Annotated in this window: 19 protein-coding genes; 15 read left to right on the forward strand and 4 right to left on the reverse strand. The window is 45.8% G+C overall.

The window, feature by feature from the left end; translation table 11 throughout:
- The first annotated feature begins 212 nt into the window (after window positions 1-212).
- Window positions 213-428: a DUF2798 domain-containing protein gene (locus J9B83_RS04445; protein ID WP_211535530.1), complete on the forward strand. Its 216-nt coding sequence runs from the start codon at window positions 213-215 to the stop codon at window positions 426-428.
- Window positions 429-541: 113 nt separating this feature from the next.
- On the opposite strand, the gene J9B83_RS04450 is transcribed toward J9B83_RS04445, so the two are convergent.
- Window positions 542-1,204: a pyridoxamine 5'-phosphate oxidase family protein gene (locus tag J9B83_RS04450; protein ID WP_211535531.1), complete on the reverse strand. Its 663-nt coding sequence runs from the start codon at window positions 1,202-1,204 to the stop codon at window positions 542-544.
- Window positions 1,205-1,309: 105 nt separating this feature from the next.
- On the opposite strand from J9B83_RS04450, the gene pdxR reads away from it, so the two are divergent.
- The 9 genes from pdxR to J9B83_RS04495 all read left to right on the forward strand — a co-directional run bounded on the left by pdxR (window position 1,310) and on the right by J9B83_RS04495 (window position 9,689).
- Window positions 1,310-2,776: a MocR-like pyridoxine biosynthesis transcription factor PdxR gene (pdxR, locus tag J9B83_RS04455; RefSeq protein WP_211535532.1), complete on the forward strand. Its 1,467-nt coding sequence runs from the start codon at window positions 1,310-1,312 to the stop codon at window positions 2,774-2,776.
- A gap of 400 nt (window positions 2,777-3,176) precedes the next feature.
- Complete coding sequence (gene cyoA, locus J9B83_RS04460) at window positions 3,177-4,028, forward strand: ubiquinol oxidase subunit II (RefSeq protein ID WP_211535533.1); 852 nt, start codon at window positions 3,177-3,179, stop codon at window positions 4,026-4,028.
- The gene (gene cyoB, locus J9B83_RS04465; RefSeq protein WP_211535534.1) at window positions 4,015-6,096 is read left to right on the forward strand and encodes a cytochrome o ubiquinol oxidase subunit I; all 2,082 of its coding nucleotides are present in this window, start codon (window positions 4,015-4,017) and stop codon (window positions 6,094-6,096) included. Before cyoA ends, cyoB begins: the two co-directional genes overlap by 14 nt.
- 92 nt (window positions 6,097-6,188) lie before the next feature.
- The gene (cyoC, locus tag J9B83_RS04470) at window positions 6,189-6,809 is read left to right on the forward strand and encodes a cytochrome o ubiquinol oxidase subunit III (RefSeq protein ID WP_211535535.1); all 621 of its coding nucleotides are present in this window, start codon (window positions 6,189-6,191) and stop codon (window positions 6,807-6,809) included.
- The gene (gene cyoD / locus J9B83_RS04475; protein WP_211535536.1) at window positions 6,809-7,144 is read left to right on the forward strand and encodes a cytochrome o ubiquinol oxidase subunit IV; all 336 of its coding nucleotides are present in this window, start codon (window positions 6,809-6,811) and stop codon (window positions 7,142-7,144) included. Before cyoC ends, cyoD begins: the two co-directional genes overlap by 1 nt.
- A 19-nt stretch (window positions 7,145-7,163) precedes the next feature.
- Window positions 7,164-8,066, forward strand: a complete 903-nt coding sequence (gene cyoE, locus J9B83_RS04480; protein ID WP_211535537.1) for a heme o synthase — start codon at window positions 7,164-7,166, stop codon at window positions 8,064-8,066.
- Between the two features lie 2 nt (window positions 8,067-8,068).
- The gene (locus J9B83_RS04485; RefSeq protein ID WP_211535538.1) at window positions 8,069-8,677 is read left to right on the forward strand and encodes an SCO family protein; all 609 of its coding nucleotides are present in this window, start codon (window positions 8,069-8,071) and stop codon (window positions 8,675-8,677) included.
- Between the two features lie 59 nt (window positions 8,678-8,736).
- Window positions 8,737-9,246, forward strand: a complete 510-nt coding sequence (locus J9B83_RS04490) for a hypothetical protein (RefSeq protein WP_211535539.1) — start codon at window positions 8,737-8,739, stop codon at window positions 9,244-9,246.
- Window positions 9,247-9,257: 11 nt separating this feature from the next.
- Entirely contained in the window at window positions 9,258-9,689 is a 432-nt protein-coding gene (locus tag J9B83_RS04495) for a copper chaperone PCu(A)C (RefSeq protein WP_211535540.1), read from the forward strand.
- Between the two features lie 39 nt (window positions 9,690-9,728).
- On the opposite strand, the gene J9B83_RS04500 is transcribed toward J9B83_RS04495, so the two are convergent.
- Window positions 9,729-10,208 (reverse strand): TlpA family protein disulfide reductase, encoded by a 480-nt coding sequence (locus J9B83_RS04500; protein ID WP_211535541.1) that lies wholly within the window; start codon window positions 10,206-10,208, stop codon window positions 9,729-9,731.
- A gap of 145 nt (window positions 10,209-10,353) precedes the next feature.
- On the opposite strand from J9B83_RS04500, the gene J9B83_RS04505 reads away from it, so the two are divergent.
- The 3 genes from J9B83_RS04505 to J9B83_RS04515 all read left to right on the forward strand — a co-directional run bounded on the left by J9B83_RS04505 (window position 10,354) and on the right by J9B83_RS04515 (window position 13,865).
- Entirely contained in the window at window positions 10,354-12,054 is a 1,701-nt protein-coding gene (locus J9B83_RS04505) for a tannase/feruloyl esterase family alpha/beta hydrolase (RefSeq protein ID WP_236037104.1), read from the forward strand.
- A 151-nt stretch (window positions 12,055-12,205) separates the two neighbouring features.
- On the forward strand, window positions 12,206-12,814 hold the full coding sequence (locus tag J9B83_RS04510) for a gamma-glutamylcyclotransferase family protein (RefSeq protein ID WP_211535542.1): 609 nt from the start codon (window positions 12,206-12,208) through the stop codon (window positions 12,812-12,814).
- Complete coding sequence (locus tag J9B83_RS04515) at window positions 12,804-13,865, forward strand: class I SAM-dependent methyltransferase (protein WP_211535543.1); 1,062 nt, start codon at window positions 12,804-12,806, stop codon at window positions 13,863-13,865. Before J9B83_RS04510 ends, J9B83_RS04515 begins: the two co-directional genes overlap by 11 nt.
- Window positions 13,866-13,947: 82 nt before the next feature.
- Here the strand turns inward: J9B83_RS04515 and J9B83_RS04520 are convergent, their stop codons facing one another.
- On the reverse strand, window positions 13,948-15,357 hold the full coding sequence (locus J9B83_RS04520) for an alanine/glycine:cation symporter family protein (protein WP_211535544.1): 1,410 nt from the start codon (window positions 15,355-15,357) through the stop codon (window positions 13,948-13,950).
- Between the two features lie 241 nt (window positions 15,358-15,598).
- On the opposite strand from J9B83_RS04520, the gene J9B83_RS04525 reads away from it, so the two are divergent.
- Complete coding sequence (locus J9B83_RS04525) at window positions 15,599-16,063, forward strand: YehS family protein (protein ID WP_211535545.1); 465 nt, start codon at window positions 15,599-15,601, stop codon at window positions 16,061-16,063.
- Between the two features lie 210 nt (window positions 16,064-16,273).
- Window positions 16,274-17,326 carry a hypothetical protein gene (locus J9B83_RS04530; protein ID WP_211535546.1) on the forward strand — a complete coding sequence of 351 codons (1,053 nt, stop codon included), beginning with the start codon at window positions 16,274-16,276 and terminating at the stop codon, window positions 17,324-17,326.
- A 73-nt stretch (window positions 17,327-17,399) separates the two neighbouring features.
- Here the strand turns inward: J9B83_RS04530 and J9B83_RS04535 are convergent, their stop codons facing one another.
- A complete protein-coding gene (locus J9B83_RS04535; RefSeq protein WP_211535547.1) occupies window positions 17,400-18,356 on the reverse strand; it encodes a helix-turn-helix domain-containing protein in 957 nt (318 codons plus the stop codon).
- Window positions 18,357-18,549: the final 193 nt, after the last annotated feature.

Genomic DNA, 18,549 nt, shown 5'->3' on the forward strand with positions numbered 1-18,549 from the left:
ACTTACAAAAAAGCCAATACTTCGTTCTGACGCTAAAGCGCAAACATCCACGAAGTGTTGGCTTTTTGCTTTGAGTTTATTTCTTAGTGGCCAATAATAGCCGAGCTCGTGTTGATAGCTATTCCGCCGATTCTTGTTGAAATTGGCAGTACTATTTAAATGAGAATTTGCTAATATATTGCCTATTGAGAACACGAAAGAGGAGTCTTCGTATGAAACACAGAATTATTTTTGCCGTACTGATGTCGTTTACCCTGTCTTTGTTTATGTCTGCGTGGATTACCTATGTAAACATGGGCGCGACGCCAGATTTTGTCAGCTTTTGGATGAGTGCTTGGGTGTTGGCGTGGCCAGCAGCGGGTATTATCTCGTTTATTGCAGGGCCGTTTTTGCATGGGTTTGCACAAAAAATTGCCAATAAAATTTAGTCTACAACACTGGTTATGTGTGGCTCACAATGAAGCCGCTACCTCCACGGAGCTAGCGGCTTTTTTGTGTCTGTATTAAGCGTGGCAAGAAGTAAAATGTTAAAACGAACTGTTTAAAACGCTTTTGGTGGTGTTGGTTCTGGGTAGTGTTCTTCTTGTCGAGGGTCTTGTTGATTTTCGCCCCATGTTCTCTCTAACGGCATCACGCCGGCCCACACTGGCCAAGAGTAATCTTCTTCGTCATCCACGGGCGGCTCTGCTCGAAACTTGACCGACGCCTCTGCTATTTTAATTCGTACCAAGCCCGTGGCTTTTATCTCGGTGTCGTTAACGGGTCTGAGTTGTTCCCAACGGCCTGGGCTGACTTTGTCTAAGAAAATCTTAAATTGACGCACTTTTTCGGCTTTGTCTTCGATTAATTCAGGCACGCCAAACAGGGTGACAGATCGATAATTCACCGAGTGATGCATGGCGGAGCGAGCCAGTACTAGTCCGTCGAGTAAGCTGATGTTGATGCAGACTTTCTCTGGCTCGTCGATCGGGCCTTGTACATTGCGAGCCTTGGAATGAGCGTGCCAGTAAAAGTAGTCCCCCTCGCGCCAATGACAAGTTGGTGTGACAAAGGCTTGACCATTTTTGGTTTGGGCCACGTGGCACATAAGAGCGGCATCAATTATGTCCAGTGCGGTGGTTTTATCGTAAGACGCGCGCTTTTGGCCGCGCTTCACTTGACTTAATGCGGTTTTTTCTAAGGTCGAATGAGAGGGCTGGCTCATGGTGTGTTTCCTTGCGTCTCGGTGGGTTACTGGTTATAACTCAAGCATAAGAGGATCTGGCTGTAACAAAAATAGCCAGAATAGATATTTTAAAGCAGGCCAGATATGTCATACGCCAGTCTACGTTTTGTGCTCGATGAGCAAGGTGCGCCCTATTATCAGCAGTTGGTTGCGCACATTCAGCAAAGTATTGTGTCGGGTGAATGGGGAATAGGCGACAAACTGCCCTCGTCACGCTTTTTGGCCAGCTCGTTGGGCGTATCTCGTAGTACGACGACACGCGCTTACGATCAGCTTATTGCAGAAGGGGTATTAACCAGCGAAGAAAAACGTGGCGTGTTTGTGGCGGCGTTGCCTATGATGACTCCCCGGACGCCTTCACCAGTGAGATTAGCAACACCGATGGAAGGTCCCGAGCAAGTTCAGCGGTTCGATTCGGGCGCAGACGCCAGTGTGTTTCCGACGAAGGAGTGGGCGGCGAGTATGAGACGAAGTTGGCTAACGCCGGATTTTGCCGTCTTACAAGGCGGGTATGCAACGGGTTACCCTGCGTTAAAAGCCGCTATTGTGGAGTATTTGTATCGTGTTCGAGGGCTAGAATGCTGCGCCGAGCAAATTATCGTCACCGCAGGCAGTCGAGATTCGCTGTTATTATTAAAACATACGCTTTCTGCGTTATCCAAAACGTCGCCCAAGTGGTGGCTGGAATCCCCTACTTACCCGCCGATTCGTGAATGTTTTCGTGCCGATAACGCTTCGGGAGAGCTGACTATTGACGATGAAGGCCCTTGCTTACCCACTTCTACCACAGGTTCTAATGTGGCAATTTTGACTCCCAATCGTCAGTACCCTTTGGGGATCAGTATGAGTCCACAACGTCGTCAAAAATGGCTGATGAATCTAGAGAATAATCTGTCTGAATGGTGGCTGGTGGAAGACGATTACGACAATGAATTTGTTTATCATGGGCGAAATAATGTGCCTTTTATGCAGACGGCTAGCGTGCATCCGAATGCTAAAAATCGTCTGTTTTTTATTGGCAGTTTTTCAAAAGTGTTGTTTCGTGGTTTGAGATTGGGTTTTATTGTGGCGCCTTTGGCTCACCTTGATGCCATGCGAAACAGCCAGCGAAAATTGGGTTCGTCTGCGTCGTTACCAATACAGCCTGCGGTGGCGGATTTTATGCAGCAGGGACATTTCGAGCGGCATGTTAATCGAATGCGTCGGCATTATCGAATCAAGCGCGACGCACTACTTTCCTTGTTGGATGAGTTTTTATCTCATTGGTTTTATTGGAAAAAACCGCAAGGTGGTATGCATATACTGGTGGAGTTTAAGGCGAACTTTACGAAGCAGAATGCATCGAATAAGCCGCTGGATCAAATAATTGCCGGTCAGCTGACACAGGCAAATATTGTGTTGTCCACCTTGTCAGAACACTACGATAAAAATGCGACCTGTTTTCATCGGGAAGGTTTTTTATTGGGTTTTAGTGGACCTTCCCTGGAGCAGATAGAAGATCTAGTAGGGGCAATAGCGAGCTGTTGCCAAGAAAATATTGAAACGTCTTAATACCTACAATATGTAAGGAAATGGACCGAGAAGAATGCTAACCTTGCGCGCGCTCAACGACGTGTTTGCCAATTTGTAAAAATTGCTGAGTAATTGTTTACAGGAAAAAACCTTGATTAGTATCAGTAAAAGCGAATCTGCTCTTTGTATGCTGTACAAAATTTGCTATATTTCGCGGGTTTTTATTGATATACCGCAAAAAAAATAAAACCACTCAAAATGACATTGCGTATAAACCGTAAGGATTTTTGACAGCAGCTACACAGATGCTGACGATTTTGTTTTTAAGCATTCAATTTAGTTTTCATAGCTAGTTGCATTAAATGTATGAATTCTATGAGTTTACATTAAGCGCCTAGTTCGCTTGGAAAACTTGCTCTAGGACATTCTGAGGTTACAGATGAAGAAAAAACTGTTCCAGTCAACGATGGTATTTTCACTTGCACTTTTGCTAAGTGGTTGTGATCTTGCCTTGTTCGATTCTAGCGGTGTCACAGGTAAAAAAATAGGTGACACTTTATTACTTACTATGGGCTTGATGCTTATTGTCGTTATCCCAACGATTTTAATGTCTATTTGGATCCCATATAAATACCACGCAAGTAAGAAAGACGACTCTTACGATCCTGAATGGGAACATTCTAGTAAGATAGAATTTTTTGCTTGGGGTGTGCCAGTTGTAATTATCGTTATTCTAGCGACCATTACTTACTTCACATCTTATTCACTTGATCCTAGAAAAGAGCTTGTTTCTGACAAGAAACCGATAACAATCCAAGTGGTTGCAATGGATTGGAAATGGCTTTTCTTGTTCCCAGAAGAAAAAATTGCTGTGGTGAACGAAGTTGCTTTCCCAGTGGACACACCGGTTGAATTCTTAGTGACATCTCAGTCGACAATGAACTCATTTTTCATTCCGAAACTGGGTGGTCAGATTTATGCCATGGCCGGTATGGAAAACCGCATGAACATCATGGGTAATGAGATTGGGGAATACCGAGGCATTTCTGCTAACTACAGTGGTTTTGGTTTTGCTGGCATGCGTTTCAAAGCAAAAGTAACCTCAGAAGAAGACTTTGAGAAATGGAAAGAAGGCGTTAAAGCGTCTGGCCAGGTATTAACCGATGCTGAATATGATCGCTTAATTGAAAAGACACGTGATCATAAAGTGGAGTATTTCTCTTCAATAAATCCTCTACAATTTAAGAATATTATTGAGTCTTTCACTGGAGCGCAAAATGGTTCAAACTGATCTAATCAAAGATCCTCATGTGCTAACTGGTAAGTTGCATTGGGGTGTTATTCCTTTCCACGACCCGGTAGTAGCGCCTGTTATGGTTGCCGCTATTCTTGGTGGCTTGCTGCTGGTAGCTTTTGTTACCTACAAAAAGTTATGGGGCTATTTGTGGGATGAGTGGTTTACTTCTGTCGACCACAAGAAAATAGGTATCATGTACTGTATCGTCGCCTTGGTGATGCTAGTACGCGGTTTCTCTGACGCTATCTTGATGCGGACCCATCAGGCTTTAGCCACATCGGATTCGTTTGGTGAAGGCTTTTTACCGCCTGAACATTATGACCAAATCTTTACCGCTCACGGCGTAATCATGATCTTCTTCGTAGCCACCCCTTTGATGGTGGGTATTATGAACGTGATCATGCCATTGCAAATTGGTGCGCGAGATGTGGCCTTCCCGTTCTTAAACTCTTTAAGTTTCTATCTATTTTTGGTAGGCGCTTTGCTGATTAACATTTCTTTGTTTGTCGGTGAGTTTGCGGCAACAGGTTGGTTGGCTTATACGCCATTATCGGGCATTGAATACAGTCCTGGGGTCGGGGTCGATTATTGGATATGGGCATTGCAGATATCCGGTATAGGTACAACGCTAACCGCAGTGAACTTTGTTGCGACTATTCTGAAAATGCGTGCTCCTGGCATGACAATGATGAAAATGCCAGTGTTCACATGGACAACGTTCTGCGCCAACATTATTGCTTTGGTTATCTTCCCTATATTGACGGTTGCCATTGCTCAGCTAACACTTGATCGTTACCTAGATTTCAACTTCTTCACTAATGATGATGGCGGAAATCAGATGATGTGGGTGAACTTGATTTGGGCTTGGGGTCACCCTGAAGTGTATTTCTTGGTTCTGCCTGCGTTTGGTATGATTTCAGAAGTAACCGCTACCTTCTCTAGGAAGAAACTGTTTGGTTATGTTTCCCTTGTTTGGGCGACTATTGCCATCACTATCTTGTCATTCCTAGTATGGTTGCATCACTTCTTTACCATGGGTTCTGGCGCCAGCGTTAACGCTTTCTTCGGCATTATGACCATGATCATTGGTATTCCTACCGGTGTGAAACTCTACAACTGGATCTTTACAATGTATAAAGGTCGCGTGGAGTTGACGGCATCTATGTGGTGGGTAATCGCCATGCTGGTGACCTTCACCGTAGGTGGTATGACAGGTGTTATGCTGTCTATCCCTGCTAATGACTTCGTACTGCATAACAGTATGTTTGTACCGGCTCACTTCCACAACGTAATCATAGGTGGTGCGGTATACGGCTACTTCGCTGGTTTCACTTACTGGTTCCCGAAAGCAACTGGTGTAAAACTGAATGAAACTCTAGGTAAGTGGTCTGTTGCACTTTGGTTCTTCGGTTACTTCTTTGCTTGGTTCCCATTGTACTACACAGGTTTCGACGGTATGACTCGTCGTTTGCAGTACATCGATAACCCTGAGTGGCAAGCGAGTATGTACATCTCTTTGATTGGTGTTGCCTTGATTGCTGCCGGTATCGCTGCTCAAGTGGGTAACATTGTACTAAGTTTGTACAAGCGTAATGATCCACAGTACAAAGACGTAACAGGCGATCCATGGGATGCCCACACATTAGAGTGGTACACAACATCTCCACCACAGTTCTATAACTTCGGTGATGTTCCATACATTAATGATCGTGATCCTTTGTTGGATATGAAACAAAAAGGTACAGCGTACAAACGCCCTGAGAAATACGAGCGCATTCACATGCCGAAAAATACATGGGCTGGCCCAGTATTAGGTATGCTGACATTGCCTATGGGCTTTGGTTTTGTATGGCATATTTGGTGGATGGTACTTGTTTCTGTTGCTGCTATTTTTGTTTGCTGGATCAAACTGAACTTTGAGCGAGACAAAGATTACTATGTCGAAGTTCCTGAAGTTGAAGAGATCGAAGGCAAGTTCTTGAAGAGCAATGAAGGTCGCAGTTTTTACTTTGAGAAGAATGCTAAATTCTATAAAAAGTGGAAGCCATCTGATCAAAAATGACAGAACGGTTTTGCTAAGTAATCAGTAAGCTGTTGTTACAGAGCCATCTAAGGATGGTTCTGTAATCAGAACTTAAATTTTGGAAGATATTTATGACTGCATTAACTAACGATCATGATCTTCATGACCATGACGATCATCACCATCATGAAGCGGAAGCCGCTGATCGCTACATGTTTGGTTTTTGGCTATACATTATCAGTGACTGTTTGTTGTTTGCTACTCTGTTTGCAACCTATGCTGTTATGGGGCAAAACTTTGATAACCAAATCACACCCAATGAACTGTTCGATTTAGGTTTTGTTGCGGTTGAAACGGCACTTTTATTGTTGAGTAGTTTTACCTTTGGTATGGCAATGCTAGGTGCCAATGTTGAAAACATGGCGAAAATGAAATTCTGGTTGATCATTACCGCCTTGCTCGGCCTTAGTTTCCTTGGTATGGAAATTTATGAGTTTGTTCACTTTAGCCATGAAGGGGCAACGCCTCAAACAAGTGGTTACTGGACATCATTCTACAGCTTAGTTGCAACGCACGGTTTACACGTAACAGCCGGTTTGATTTGGATGTCTTTATTGTTTGTCCACTTTAATCGCGACGGCTTTACTAATGAAAACAAGATCCGTTTAGCTTGCCTAAGTTTGTTCTGGCATTTCCTTGATATTATTTGGATTTGTGTCTTTAGCTTTGTTTACCTAAGAGGAGCTATGTAATGTCTTCAACTGAAACAGGTCCAGGCGGACAAGCACACGGTAGTGTTCAAGAGTACGTAAAAGGTTTAATTCTCTCTATCATTTTAACAGTGATACCTTTCTATTTGGTAATGACTGGAACGGGTAGTGATACATTTGTTGTAATCGCGATTGTTATTGCGGCGATTGCTCAGATTTTGGTTCAAATGGTGTTCTTCTTACACATGAACGGTTCGTCCGGTCAAACTTGGTTAACAGCGTCCGCTGTTTATACTGTGTTTATTGTGCTGTTCGTTATTGTTGGTTCATTGTGGATATTCGAACATCTAAACCACAATATGCTAATGGGTCACTAATAACCTAGTCGAGATAATTATGTTTAAAGACTATGTTTCGCTGACCAAGCCAGGCATTATCTTCGGAAATCTCATAGCCGCTGCAAGCGGCTTTTTCCTTGCTGCGAAAGGCAATATTGATTGGTTTGTATTGTTGGTTGTACTTGTTGGAACCTCTTGTATCGTTGCAACAGGATGCATTATCAACAACTATGTTGACCGTGATATTGACTTGAAAATGGCACGAACAAAAGACCGTGCGTTAGCGCAAGGTCGTGTTAGTGTTGCTTCCGCTCTTTTATTAGCCTTGGTTCTTGGTACCATTGGCTTTGCCTTATTGCATTATTACACTACGGTTTATGCCGTGTTGTTTGGTGCTATTGGTCTGCTTGTTTACGTTGGACTTTATACCCTCAAGTTTAAACGTAACTCCGTTTACGGAACCTTGGTTGGCAGTTTATCTGGTGCTTGTCCTCCGGTAATGGGTTACGTAAGCGTGACTAATGGCTTTGACACAGGCGCTGCTATCTTGCTATTGACGTTTTGTTTTTGGCAAATTCCTCATTCTTATGCCATCGCCATTTGTCGATTCGACGATTACAAAGCGGCGAACATTCCAGTCTTACCGGTAAAGTACGGTATTCAAACCGCAAGATTGCATATGTACGTTTATATTTTCGGCTTTGCTGTGTCTGCTTTGTTGCTGGTTCAACAAGGCTATGTGGGTATTATTTATGCCCTAGTTATGAGCTTGATGAGCCTATATTGGATTTATTTAGTGAAAGCTGGGTATAGCCCTGAGAACGAAAAGGCTTGGGGTCGGAAATTATTCGTTTTTTCTATTTTAGTGGTTATGGTATTTAGTGCCTTGATTTCGGTCGACTATGTAAATCATGGGCAAATGGTATCGGCTTTTTCTCATCATTTTATAATAGCGACATAATTATGAACCAATCCAAAATATTAAAAATATCCATTGCGACGGCCATCTTTTTTTCTATTTTCATCATTGTTTTGTATGCGACTAACTCGACACGACCGATCGGTGAAAAATACAAACAGTTAAGTGAACTGGGCGGACCTTTTACTTTGCAGACAAAAGACGGCCCCTTCTCTCTTTCCGATATTGAAGGGAAAGTGGGTGTTGTCTATTTTGGTTTTTTAAGTTGTACCGAAGCTTGTCCCGCATCGATTGGTGTGGTTCAAGCGGCGTACAAACAGCTTTCTGATGAAGAAAGAGCCAATGTTCAATTTTTGTTTATCAGTGTTGATCCTGACAGAGATTCACTCGAAGACCTGTACGATTTTGGTGATTACTACGACAATGACTTACTTGCGTTGACTGGTACTCAAGAAGAAATTGACAAGGTATCTTCTGACTACGGTGTTTTCTTTGAGTTGACGGATTTAGAAGGCTCAGCGCTTGGTTATACGGTTGATCATTCGTCACGTTTTTACATGATTGATAAGCAAGGCAAGTTATTTACTACAATGAGCCACAGCACGACACCAAGTGAGCTTGCGGCACGTATACAACAACTACAAGCTATGTAAGGTTATTTTAAACCTGAGCGCTTATGTGACATTTTAGCGCCAACATTAAAGGACGTTTTATGAATCGTGTTCGTCATTTTTTTTCCATTACTGCACTCGCTTCTTCTCTATTATTTTCTTTGAGCGCTCAAGCCGACACGTCTATGTCGATTATTGTAGAAGAGCACGATATTCAACAGTGTAAATTGCCTTTGCTATCCATCGCCGATGAAGTGATTGGTGAAAAAGAGCATAGATTACACGTAGATCAGCCGAAGCAACACGCTGATAAATACCCTTTCACCGTCGTAGGCGTCATTTCTTACAATGACAGTGACGCTCAAGTTCAATTTATTGCTGCTCCCATGAGTAATGGTGAGTGTGAAGTATCTTATCAAGAAGCGTTTGCTTTAACAGAGAGTTGCTTAGAGGTTCGTGAGCAAGTTTTCAAAAAATGGAAATACGTTGGTCGGTTAAGTGAAGACAGTTTTTTCCTACGACATAAAGAGCGTTTGACGAAAAACGCGACACTAACAAGCATCAAGTCGGGTACTGAGTGTCTAGTGACTCGACGTCACAGCGGAATTTAAGAGGGATTATCATGAAAAAAGTCATTGCATCTTTACTTATTGCAGCAAGTCCACTGGCCTTCTCGGCTCAGTTAGACATCAGCCGAGCAAGTTTAAAAGCCAATACACCAGGCAGCGACAACACCGCAGCCTACATGCTTGTTGAAAACATGACCAAAGACGATGTGCGCATTGTTGCAGCAGAGTCCAGTGTGGCGGAGTTTACTGAGCTTCATAGTCATAAAATGGACGGCGATCGCATGATTATGCGCCATGAAAAATACATCGATGTAGACGCAGGCGAAGCCGTACGCTTTGTACCTAACGGCTATCACATCATGTTGATTAACTTGAAAAAACGCATGAAACACGGCGAGCAAGAAGACATCACCTTGAAGTACGACGATGGCACAACTCAGACCGTCACCTTCGAAGTGTTCGATCCAAGAAAAGCCGCTGAGTAACACCCAGAGGCGAATGGTCTAGCAAGCATTGAGGCGTTATTATTCGCCTTGATGCTTACTTAACAAAGCGTCTATGCCTTCAATTGTCACCTTTCCATACAGCACATCAACGATTTCGCCCGCGGGAGACAGCAAATACGTGGTCGGCAACACCGCTGGCAAAGTAAGCGGCAAGTTTTCCAATGACGCGGTTTTTAATACCGGAAACTGAATTTGGTAACGCTCGATCAAATCCAACGTCCCTTCGTCTGGTAAACGATCATAACTGATACCAAACACACGCACATCGCCCGCTTGCGCCAGCGTATTCAGCTCCGGCAGCTCTTCTAAGCACGGCTTGCACCACTCGGCAAAGTAATTGACCAGGGTCCACTGCTCACTTTTCCAACTGTACGACTCCCCTGATACCGCTTCGAACGAAGGTGTACTTCGCAAGTTCATCACAACAAGCAAGGTAATAACGGGAATCAGAGCGCATCCCAATAGTTTTAGGGCAAAAGATGTATTCTTAGTCAACATAACAAGGCTCAAATAAGGTAGATTAAAAGACAGGGTATTGTGATCTGTGGTGTCTCAATGGGGGATCAACATCATACATTCATGATAACCATAGGCTCTGTTACGGGCAAGGTTCGGCCTGAGAATAAAACCCAAGGGGATACACATGAACGCGCGGTTAGCTTGGCTGGTGTCGACCAGCTTATTGTTGGTTTTTGGTCTTATGTTGAGCATATTGTCTGCTCCGGTTTCTGCGAATGAAGGATCAGACAAGCTTGACGAGCCAAAACCACTGAGTCGAGCCCAACGTTGCAACGGATTATTGAGTTTAGAGACGAATCAGCTTGAACTCAAAACCGCCCTATTTGCAGGAAACCGGCAGATTAAAACAGCTTACTGTTTAGTCGCTGGCACACTTGAAAGACGCATGGGCGCAGACGGCGAATTATACGCCATTCACTTTGAATTACGTTTACCTACCCGTTGGCAAGGGCGTTTTGCTTACCAGTTTACTACCGATAACAACGGCGATATTCCCCCTGCTGTTGGAGCCATCACCGGCCTAAAAACGTCACAGTACGCCATTAATCAAGGTTTTGCCGTTGTCACCAGCAACAGTGGTGTGTCGGCTCATGGACAAACGCCCCAAAGACTAGACCCTCAAGCGCGAAGAAATCTAGGTTACGAAGCGGTACAAAAGGTCAATCCCATCGCTCGGGATTTAGTGGAGCGCTACTATCAAGCTCCGATTCAATTTTCTTACGGTCTAGGGCAAGCCGACGGCGGACGCATGGCCATGGTGGCGGCGTCGCGTTTTCCTACCATGTTCGATGGTCTCTTGGTCGGTTACCCAGGCTTCAATGCCCCCAAAGCCGCCTTACAGCACCCGTGGAACCTTCAAGCATTGCATCGTGTCCACGAGGACATTCGTCAGTCTATCCCATCGCGACAGATGGACTTCTTTGCCGCAAAAATGCTCGAACAATGTGATGGATTAGATGGCCTGAACGATGGAATGATCTTTGCCAGCGATGCTTGCCAGCGGGCTTTCAACCCGAAAGCCTTGGTGTGTAAAAGTGACTTCGACCGAGACTGTTTGCCTCTCTCCACCGTCGGTGCTCTGATGCGCATGCACATGGGACCACACAATGACCAAAATCGCGCCCTGTATTCCGATTGGGTTTACGATGCAGGAATGGCTTCTGATCACTGGCGACAGTGGCGCATTGAAAGCACCGTTTCTGAATGGGATCGTTTACCAATGAGCGTCACCCTTGGAGCGGCGGACTTAGCATGGCGATACATCACGCCTGAGCCTTCCGTGGCCAATGATCCATACGCCCTAGAAGGCTATTTACAAGCCTTTGACTTCGACCAAGATGCGCCAAAGATAACTGCGGTCAACGAGCGTTTTAAAACCTCTGCCATGACCGACATGACGCCACCAGATGCATTAAAACCTGAACTGGCGGCATTTAAACAAGCTGGCGGTAAAATGCTGACATTTCATGGCAACAGCGATCCGGTGTTTTCGGTCAAAGACACGGTGCGCTGGGTCGACTTTCTGGATTTCGCGTTGGCCGGTCGCGCCCACGAATTCACTCGCTTGTACCGTATTCCCGGCATGACTCACGGCCAAGGCGGCCCATCGACAGACCAATTTGATCTGCTGTCACCCTTGGTGTCGTGGGTCGAAAAGCGCCAAGCACCTCAGTCTGTTGTTGCCGCTACGCGTTCCGCTAATCCAGATGTTACACTGCGAATGGAAGGCATGACGCGGCCTTTGTGCCCTCATCCGAGTTATGCGCAATACACAAAGGGAAACATGTTGCGGGCGTCTTCTTTTGCGTGTGTTCAGGCTAAATAAATTCGTGTGACGTTTTTAATTTCGTCCTTGGAACAAGTCGATAAGGCATATTTTGTCGTTTTTTTGAGTTATCATGCCTATCCTTGTTGAGGCAGTAGGTTGTTTTTTGAGCAGCCTATCCTGTTAAGCAGCTAATTATGCGGAGGCGAAAATGAGTGCAGCAGATCGACATTTTCTTTTGGGCTACGGCAGTCTGATTAACGGGCAAAGTCGTGCGAAAACGGGTGAAACAGGCAATGTTTGGCCAGTCAAGCTGCACGGTTTTGAGCGCCACTGGGCCGTTATGTCACTTGAATATGGCATGAGTTCCGTCGCTGTTATAGAAGCCCCAAGCAAAGCCTGCAATGGTGTCTTGGTGGAAGTGCCTTATGACCAATTCCCCTTATTCGACGAGCGCGAAGTAGGCTACCGCCGCAGTCAAATTGAAGCAGATCAGCTGAGCGCATACCAAGACGATGTATTACCAGCTGGTACCTATTGGGTGTATCACACCGACGATGTGATCGATCCGCATCATGAATGCCCGATTGCCCTGAGTTACCTCGATGTTATTTTAGCCGGCTGTTTAGAGCATGGCGATGCCTTTGCGCAAGATTTCCTCACCTTAACAAAGGGGTGGGCATCCCCTCTGCTGAACGACCGACAAGCACCGCGTTATCCACGAGTACAACCGGACGTACCAACCGAGCGCCTCAATACCCTGTTGGCGCCCATTACGACCCTTTCCATTAAAGAGCTATCTGTTACTTATGAATCTTAATTCCACCAGTCAATTATTGGCACGCAATGACACCGCCTTAGTTGGCAATGTTCTCTTCGCCAACCCAGAAGATACCTATCCCGTAGATCTTAGCCGCCAAGCTGAGGTTTACGCTTGGTGCCAATCAAAAACCATTCACGATGCCTTATCGCGGGTGGGGTTTGCACAAGACAAGTTGGTGTTGTCCGCTCAATGGGAGCATGACACCGACATTGCTTTTGATCATGTGGTGATTTACCAGCCGAAAGCCAAAGAGCTATTAGATTATCTATTGGCTGCGGTGTTGCCCTTGCTGAAAATTGGTGGACGAGTGTGGCTCGTAGGCGACAACAAGAGCGGCGTTAAGTCGTCTATGAAGCGTCTAGAAAACGGTTTAGACGACGTGGGCAAGCATGACGGCGCTAAGCATTGCTTGTTGTACACTGGCTACAAACAGCGTGAGTCGTCGCCTTTTGTGTTTGATGACTGGGTAGTCACTTGGAAGCAAGAGGTAGCGGGTCAGAGTTTCACCTTGTGCAGTCTGCCGGGGGTGTTTGGTCATGGCAAATTGGACAAGGGCACGGCGTTGTTCTTAAACCAGCTTGATCAACATCGCTTTATGAGCGACGTGGCCAGTGCGCGACTGCTCGACTTTGGTTGTGGCGACGGCATCATTTCTCTGTGGTTACACAATAAAACCGGCGCTAAGATCACCGCTTTAGACGACAGCATGTTGGCGCTAAAAGCCACAGAATTGACCTTTGCAGCGAACCAATTAAGCCATGCGGTGACTTTAATCGCGTCAAATGGCTTGGATGAAGTAAAGGGTCGCTTTAATTACGTGGTGACCAATCCGCCATTTCATTCTGGCGTCAATACGGACTACAGCGTGGCGGAAAGCTTCTTCATGAGTGTTAAACAACACCTTACCTTAAACGGTGAATTGTTTGTGGTGGCGAATGACTTCTTACGCTACCCACCGATACTCGACGCCGCCTTGGGGTCTCATACACGCTTGTTCCGGGACCAAGGTTTTGCGATCTATCACGGTCGTCAGCCGAAAAAGCGCTAAGTTTATGTGACCACAAACTTGATACAAAAAAGCGCCCCTTACTTATCGTAAGGGGCGCTTTTCTTTGTGGTTTATCAACCGATTATTTCGGGTTTTTGTTCCAGATATCTAAATCGATTTTGTCCGCGACTTCAGGGAAGTGTTTAGGGTCAAACACCGGAGAATCCGTGTTTTTACGCTGATCGAAATAGTCTTTGGTGAGTTTGACCACCAAGCCAGACAATAAGAAAATCGCAATCAGGTTAACTGTGGCCATTAAGCCCATGGCGGCATCGGCTAGGTTAAACACGGTCGCCACGCTTTCGTAAGCGCCCCACACCACCATCATCAAGGCCACTACTCGCAGAACGAGAATGCCGCCTTTGCCGCCCTTCAAGAAAATCACCGCGTTTTCCGCATAAGAGTAATTACCAATGATCGAGGTAAACGCAAAGAAGAAGATGGCAATGGCGATGAAGTAAGTGCCCGCTGCGCCAATGTGAACGCCCATAGCGGCTTGAGTAAGAGGCACACCCGTGAGCGTCGAACCGTTTTCAATGACCCCAGACAGCAGAATCATTATCGCTGTGGCGGTACACACCAAAATAGTGTCGATAAACACCCCAAGCCCCTGTACCAAGCCTTGAGACGATGGGTGATGCGGGTTTGGCGTGGCCGCTGCCGCGATGTTGGGTGCAGAGCCCATACCGGCTTCATTGGAGAACAAACCCCGTTTGATGCCGTTTAGCATGGCCCCCGCGATACCGCCGATGGCCTCTTCGTAGCCGAAGGCGCTTTTTACGATCAAACTTAAAATACGCGGCACTTCGGAGATATTCATCACAATCACGAACAAGGCAACCAGCAGATAAATGCCTGCCATGATAGGAACCACCAATTCAGACACTTTCGCCACGGTGCGAATACCACCGAAGATCACGACGCCAGCCAGTGCCGCGAGAAAAACACCCACATACAGCGGCGGTAAATCAAAGGCACCTTCCATCGCGCCGGCGATCGAATTGGCTTGCACAGCGTTGAACACCAAGCCAAACGCGATGATCAAGGACACCGCGAAAATCGCGCCTGCCCAAGGGGCATTCAAGCCTTTAGAAATGTAAAACGCTGGGCCGCCACGCAGCTGACCGTTTTCGTCGCGGGTTTTAAACAGTTGTGCCAAGGTGCTTTCGGCGTACGCGGTGGCCATACCGACCAAGGCAACCATCCACATCCAAAAAATCGCACCAGGGCCGCCCAAGGTAATGGCAACCGCCACACCGGCTAAGTTACCGGTACCAATACGCGACGCCAAGCTGGTGCATAACGCTTGGAAAGGCGAAATGCCACCACGTTCTTTATTGTGCGATTTTAAAACGGAACGGAAAAATTCAGGGAAATGCCGGATCTGTAAAAAGCCTAAGCGGACGGTGAAAAACAAGCCCACGGCCAATAATCCATAGATGAGGATGTAGCCCCAGAAGATGTTGTTCAGAAAGTTAATAATAGAATCCATACCGTGTTTCCTAGAGGTGGTGTGTCAAATTTGGCGGTAGCCTAAAGCTTTTCGCAACAAAGTGAAACAAAAAGCAAAAACCCTGCGCGAAGAGTGCGCATCGGCGTGGACTTAAGCGGACAATGTGAATGCGTGTGGCCGTGCGTAAAAAAGACAACTCCTGTCTATTCTGTTACTATGCCTTGCACTGACGACAGGCCAAATATTGGTCAGTTTCTCACTTCTATTTTAGGAATCTATTTTGAACAACAACGATATCTTTCGTCGCCTTCGCTATACTTTTGATCTAAAAGAACTGGCCATTGTAGACATTTTCGCCGCCGCTGATGGTGAAGCGACACAAGAACAAATTACCGCTTGGCTGAAAAAAGAAGACGATACAGGGTACGTTGAAATGATCGACATGGAACTGGCGACCTTTCTAAATGGCTTTATTAATACCAAGCGTGGCAAACGCCCAGGGCCACAACCTGAGCCAGAAAAGCGCCTTATTAACAACGCGGTGTTTATGAAATTGCGCATTGCTTTGAACCTGCAAGCCGAAGAGATTCTCGACATCATGTCTCTTGCTGAATTTAATCTGAGTAAGCATGAACTGAGTTCTTTCTTCCGTAAGCCTGGTAATCGCCATTACTGCGAATGCCAAGATCAAATCTTGCGTAATTTTCTTATGGGGCTACAAAAACACTACCGTCCTCAAGCGTAAGCGCTGAGGCCGCCAGTCGGCTCAGACAGTAATAGATAGATACATGATACAAGCCGCTTACGTTCGTTAGCGGTTTTTTATTAGATTTTTCTCATCTCCCCTACACATTGTGTACAAAGATTGCACTATATGGCTATTTTACCCCCTGTGGCTCTGCGATATTGACTGTTCAAAATAACTATAAATTTTAGAAAACAGGTCGGTATCCTTATGCTTATAAAAAATAAAGTAGCGCTTGCTGTCATTGCCGCAGGTTTATCTACTCAAACTTTTGCGTTGGACTTAGGCGAATTTAACGGTACGAACGTGAGCATCGGTGGTTACTTAAAAGCCGAAGCCGTTTCCAGTAATCCTGATGAAGGCAAAAGTGTTTTAAAAGGCAGCGCCAGTCAATCACGAGTCAACCTGATCACGACACGCACCGAAGGCGAGCACAAAATCAAAGGTTTGGTTGAAGGGGATTTTCGTGGAACAGGCGATGAATTCCGCCTACGCCATGCGGCAATTACGGTAGACAACGTGACCGTGGGTCAAACTTGGAACGGTCAGTTCCTTGCGACCGCCCCATTAGACACGCCTATGATCAACTTCTACGGCCCCGGCTTTGGTACCATCGGCGGTAACGGCGCGGTTGTACGTCCAGACTTAGTCGTGCATTACGCCAAAGACGGCCTGCGTTTAAGCTTACAAGATCCTGTTTATACAGAAGCCAGTGTGCCTGATTTAGTCGCCGCTTACACAATGAAAACAGACGCTGGTCATGCCTTCAATGTTGCTGTCACCGGCCGTGAAGTGGGTACAACAGGTAATGAGTCTGAGTTTGGTGCGGCCTTATCGTTAGCGGCGAAGCTGAAATTTGGCGATACCAGTCTAACATTAAGCGGCTTTTCCGGTGAAGGTGTAGCGGTTTACGCAGGTTGGGGTTATAGCGGTGCAGCGGGTGCAAGTTCCCTTGCCGATGTTGATACCAGCACCAATGATCTAATCACTACCACAGGTTTCTCAGCGGGTATTACCCAACAGCTGAGCGAGAAACTAAAAGTGAACTTGCGCTACGGTCAAGTTTCAACAGACGAGTCAAGTTTAGCAGACGATACCATGAAGTTGACCACGGTGAACGCCATGTACGCCTATCTACCAAGTGTTGATTTTGGCATCGAATGGCGTGATCAAAATGCTAAAAGTACTGGCGGAGCAAATAACCAAATCTCCTATCGCCCAGCGGGTCAACAAGTCGAATTGATGGCCATGTACAAGTTCTAACTCGGTCATCGCTTCAAAGAGCACTCCAAAGCCACGCTGGGCTTACCCCTTTTGTTCAGCGTGTCTTGCTGCTTTACTGTGATCCCATTCGTAAGGTGTGGGATGGCAGCTCTCCAATCTGTTCACGATATTGCGCTGAAAACCGCCCTAAATTAGTAAAACCGTATTTGAGCGCCACCTGAGTGACGTTTTTAATGCGCGTGTTGTTTTTTAACTCGCAATGGGCGTGTTCCAATTTCAGTCGTCGAATGTAGGCGGTAGGCGTCACCCCCACTTCTCGTTCTAACACATTGTACAAAGATTTACGGCTGATCCGACATACGCTGACCAATTGCTCAATGGTAATGTCTGTGGTGATGTGATCGAGCACATAGTCATGAATGCGTTGCACTTGGCGATCTAAAGACACACTCGATACGGTTTGTTGTCGTGGGCGTTGGGTAAAAAGTGACAATATGGCCGTGCTTAATAATTTGCTGTAATAGACCTTGGCTCGCTCGCCAAGCTGAGTGAGGTCTTGCTGCAGTATGTCATTGAGCAAATTAAACAAGGGCCCAGCCATGGGGAAGCGTTGTGCATTGGCGTTGAGCGCGAGAGCATTTTCTGTCATCACATAGCCAAATTCTCGAGCCGTTTGGTGCAAAAACTCAGCGGGAATCGTCACTATAAGCTTTCTGCAATGGGGCCAATCGGTTGCGACAAAACGGCTGCCAGGTGCAACAAACGCACATTCTTCCGTTTGCAAGGTGCGGCCTGTTATGCCTTGTTCTTGGCTTTGCCCTGCCAGCACAAGATGCAGGCAATAGTCTTGCGTCGAAGCAAAGGTGTTTATTTGTTCCGCGTCTGTGGTTTGGTATTCTAAAAACGACAAGGCACCAAACGCTTTGAAGCGTAAGAGTGTGAACATATGATTGGGCGAGGCTTCTAAAAAGTGATACCGAGTAAAGTTTTTATCGGATAGAAACGTAGTCATTACTTTTGCTGAGGCGTCGAGAACTTGCACGTCGCAGGCGGTAAAATTAAACATCATAATAATACACCGAAACTCATTATTTTTATAAATCAGTATGTTATGTAGATAAATACCCTTTGATATAACGGGCTGATACCGTCTGCGCGATGGCGCTATGAAAGACAGTCAAAAGCGTTACATTAAATGTATATTAATAAATATTAGTGTAATGCTTTTTTGCGCTTTGGCTATCTTTTTTTTGCACAAAAAA

This window comes from Marinomonas vulgaris (assembly GCF_018145875.1).
GTDB classification, from domain to species: domain Bacteria; phylum Pseudomonadota; class Gammaproteobacteria; order Pseudomonadales; family Marinomonadaceae; genus Marinomonas; species Marinomonas vulgaris.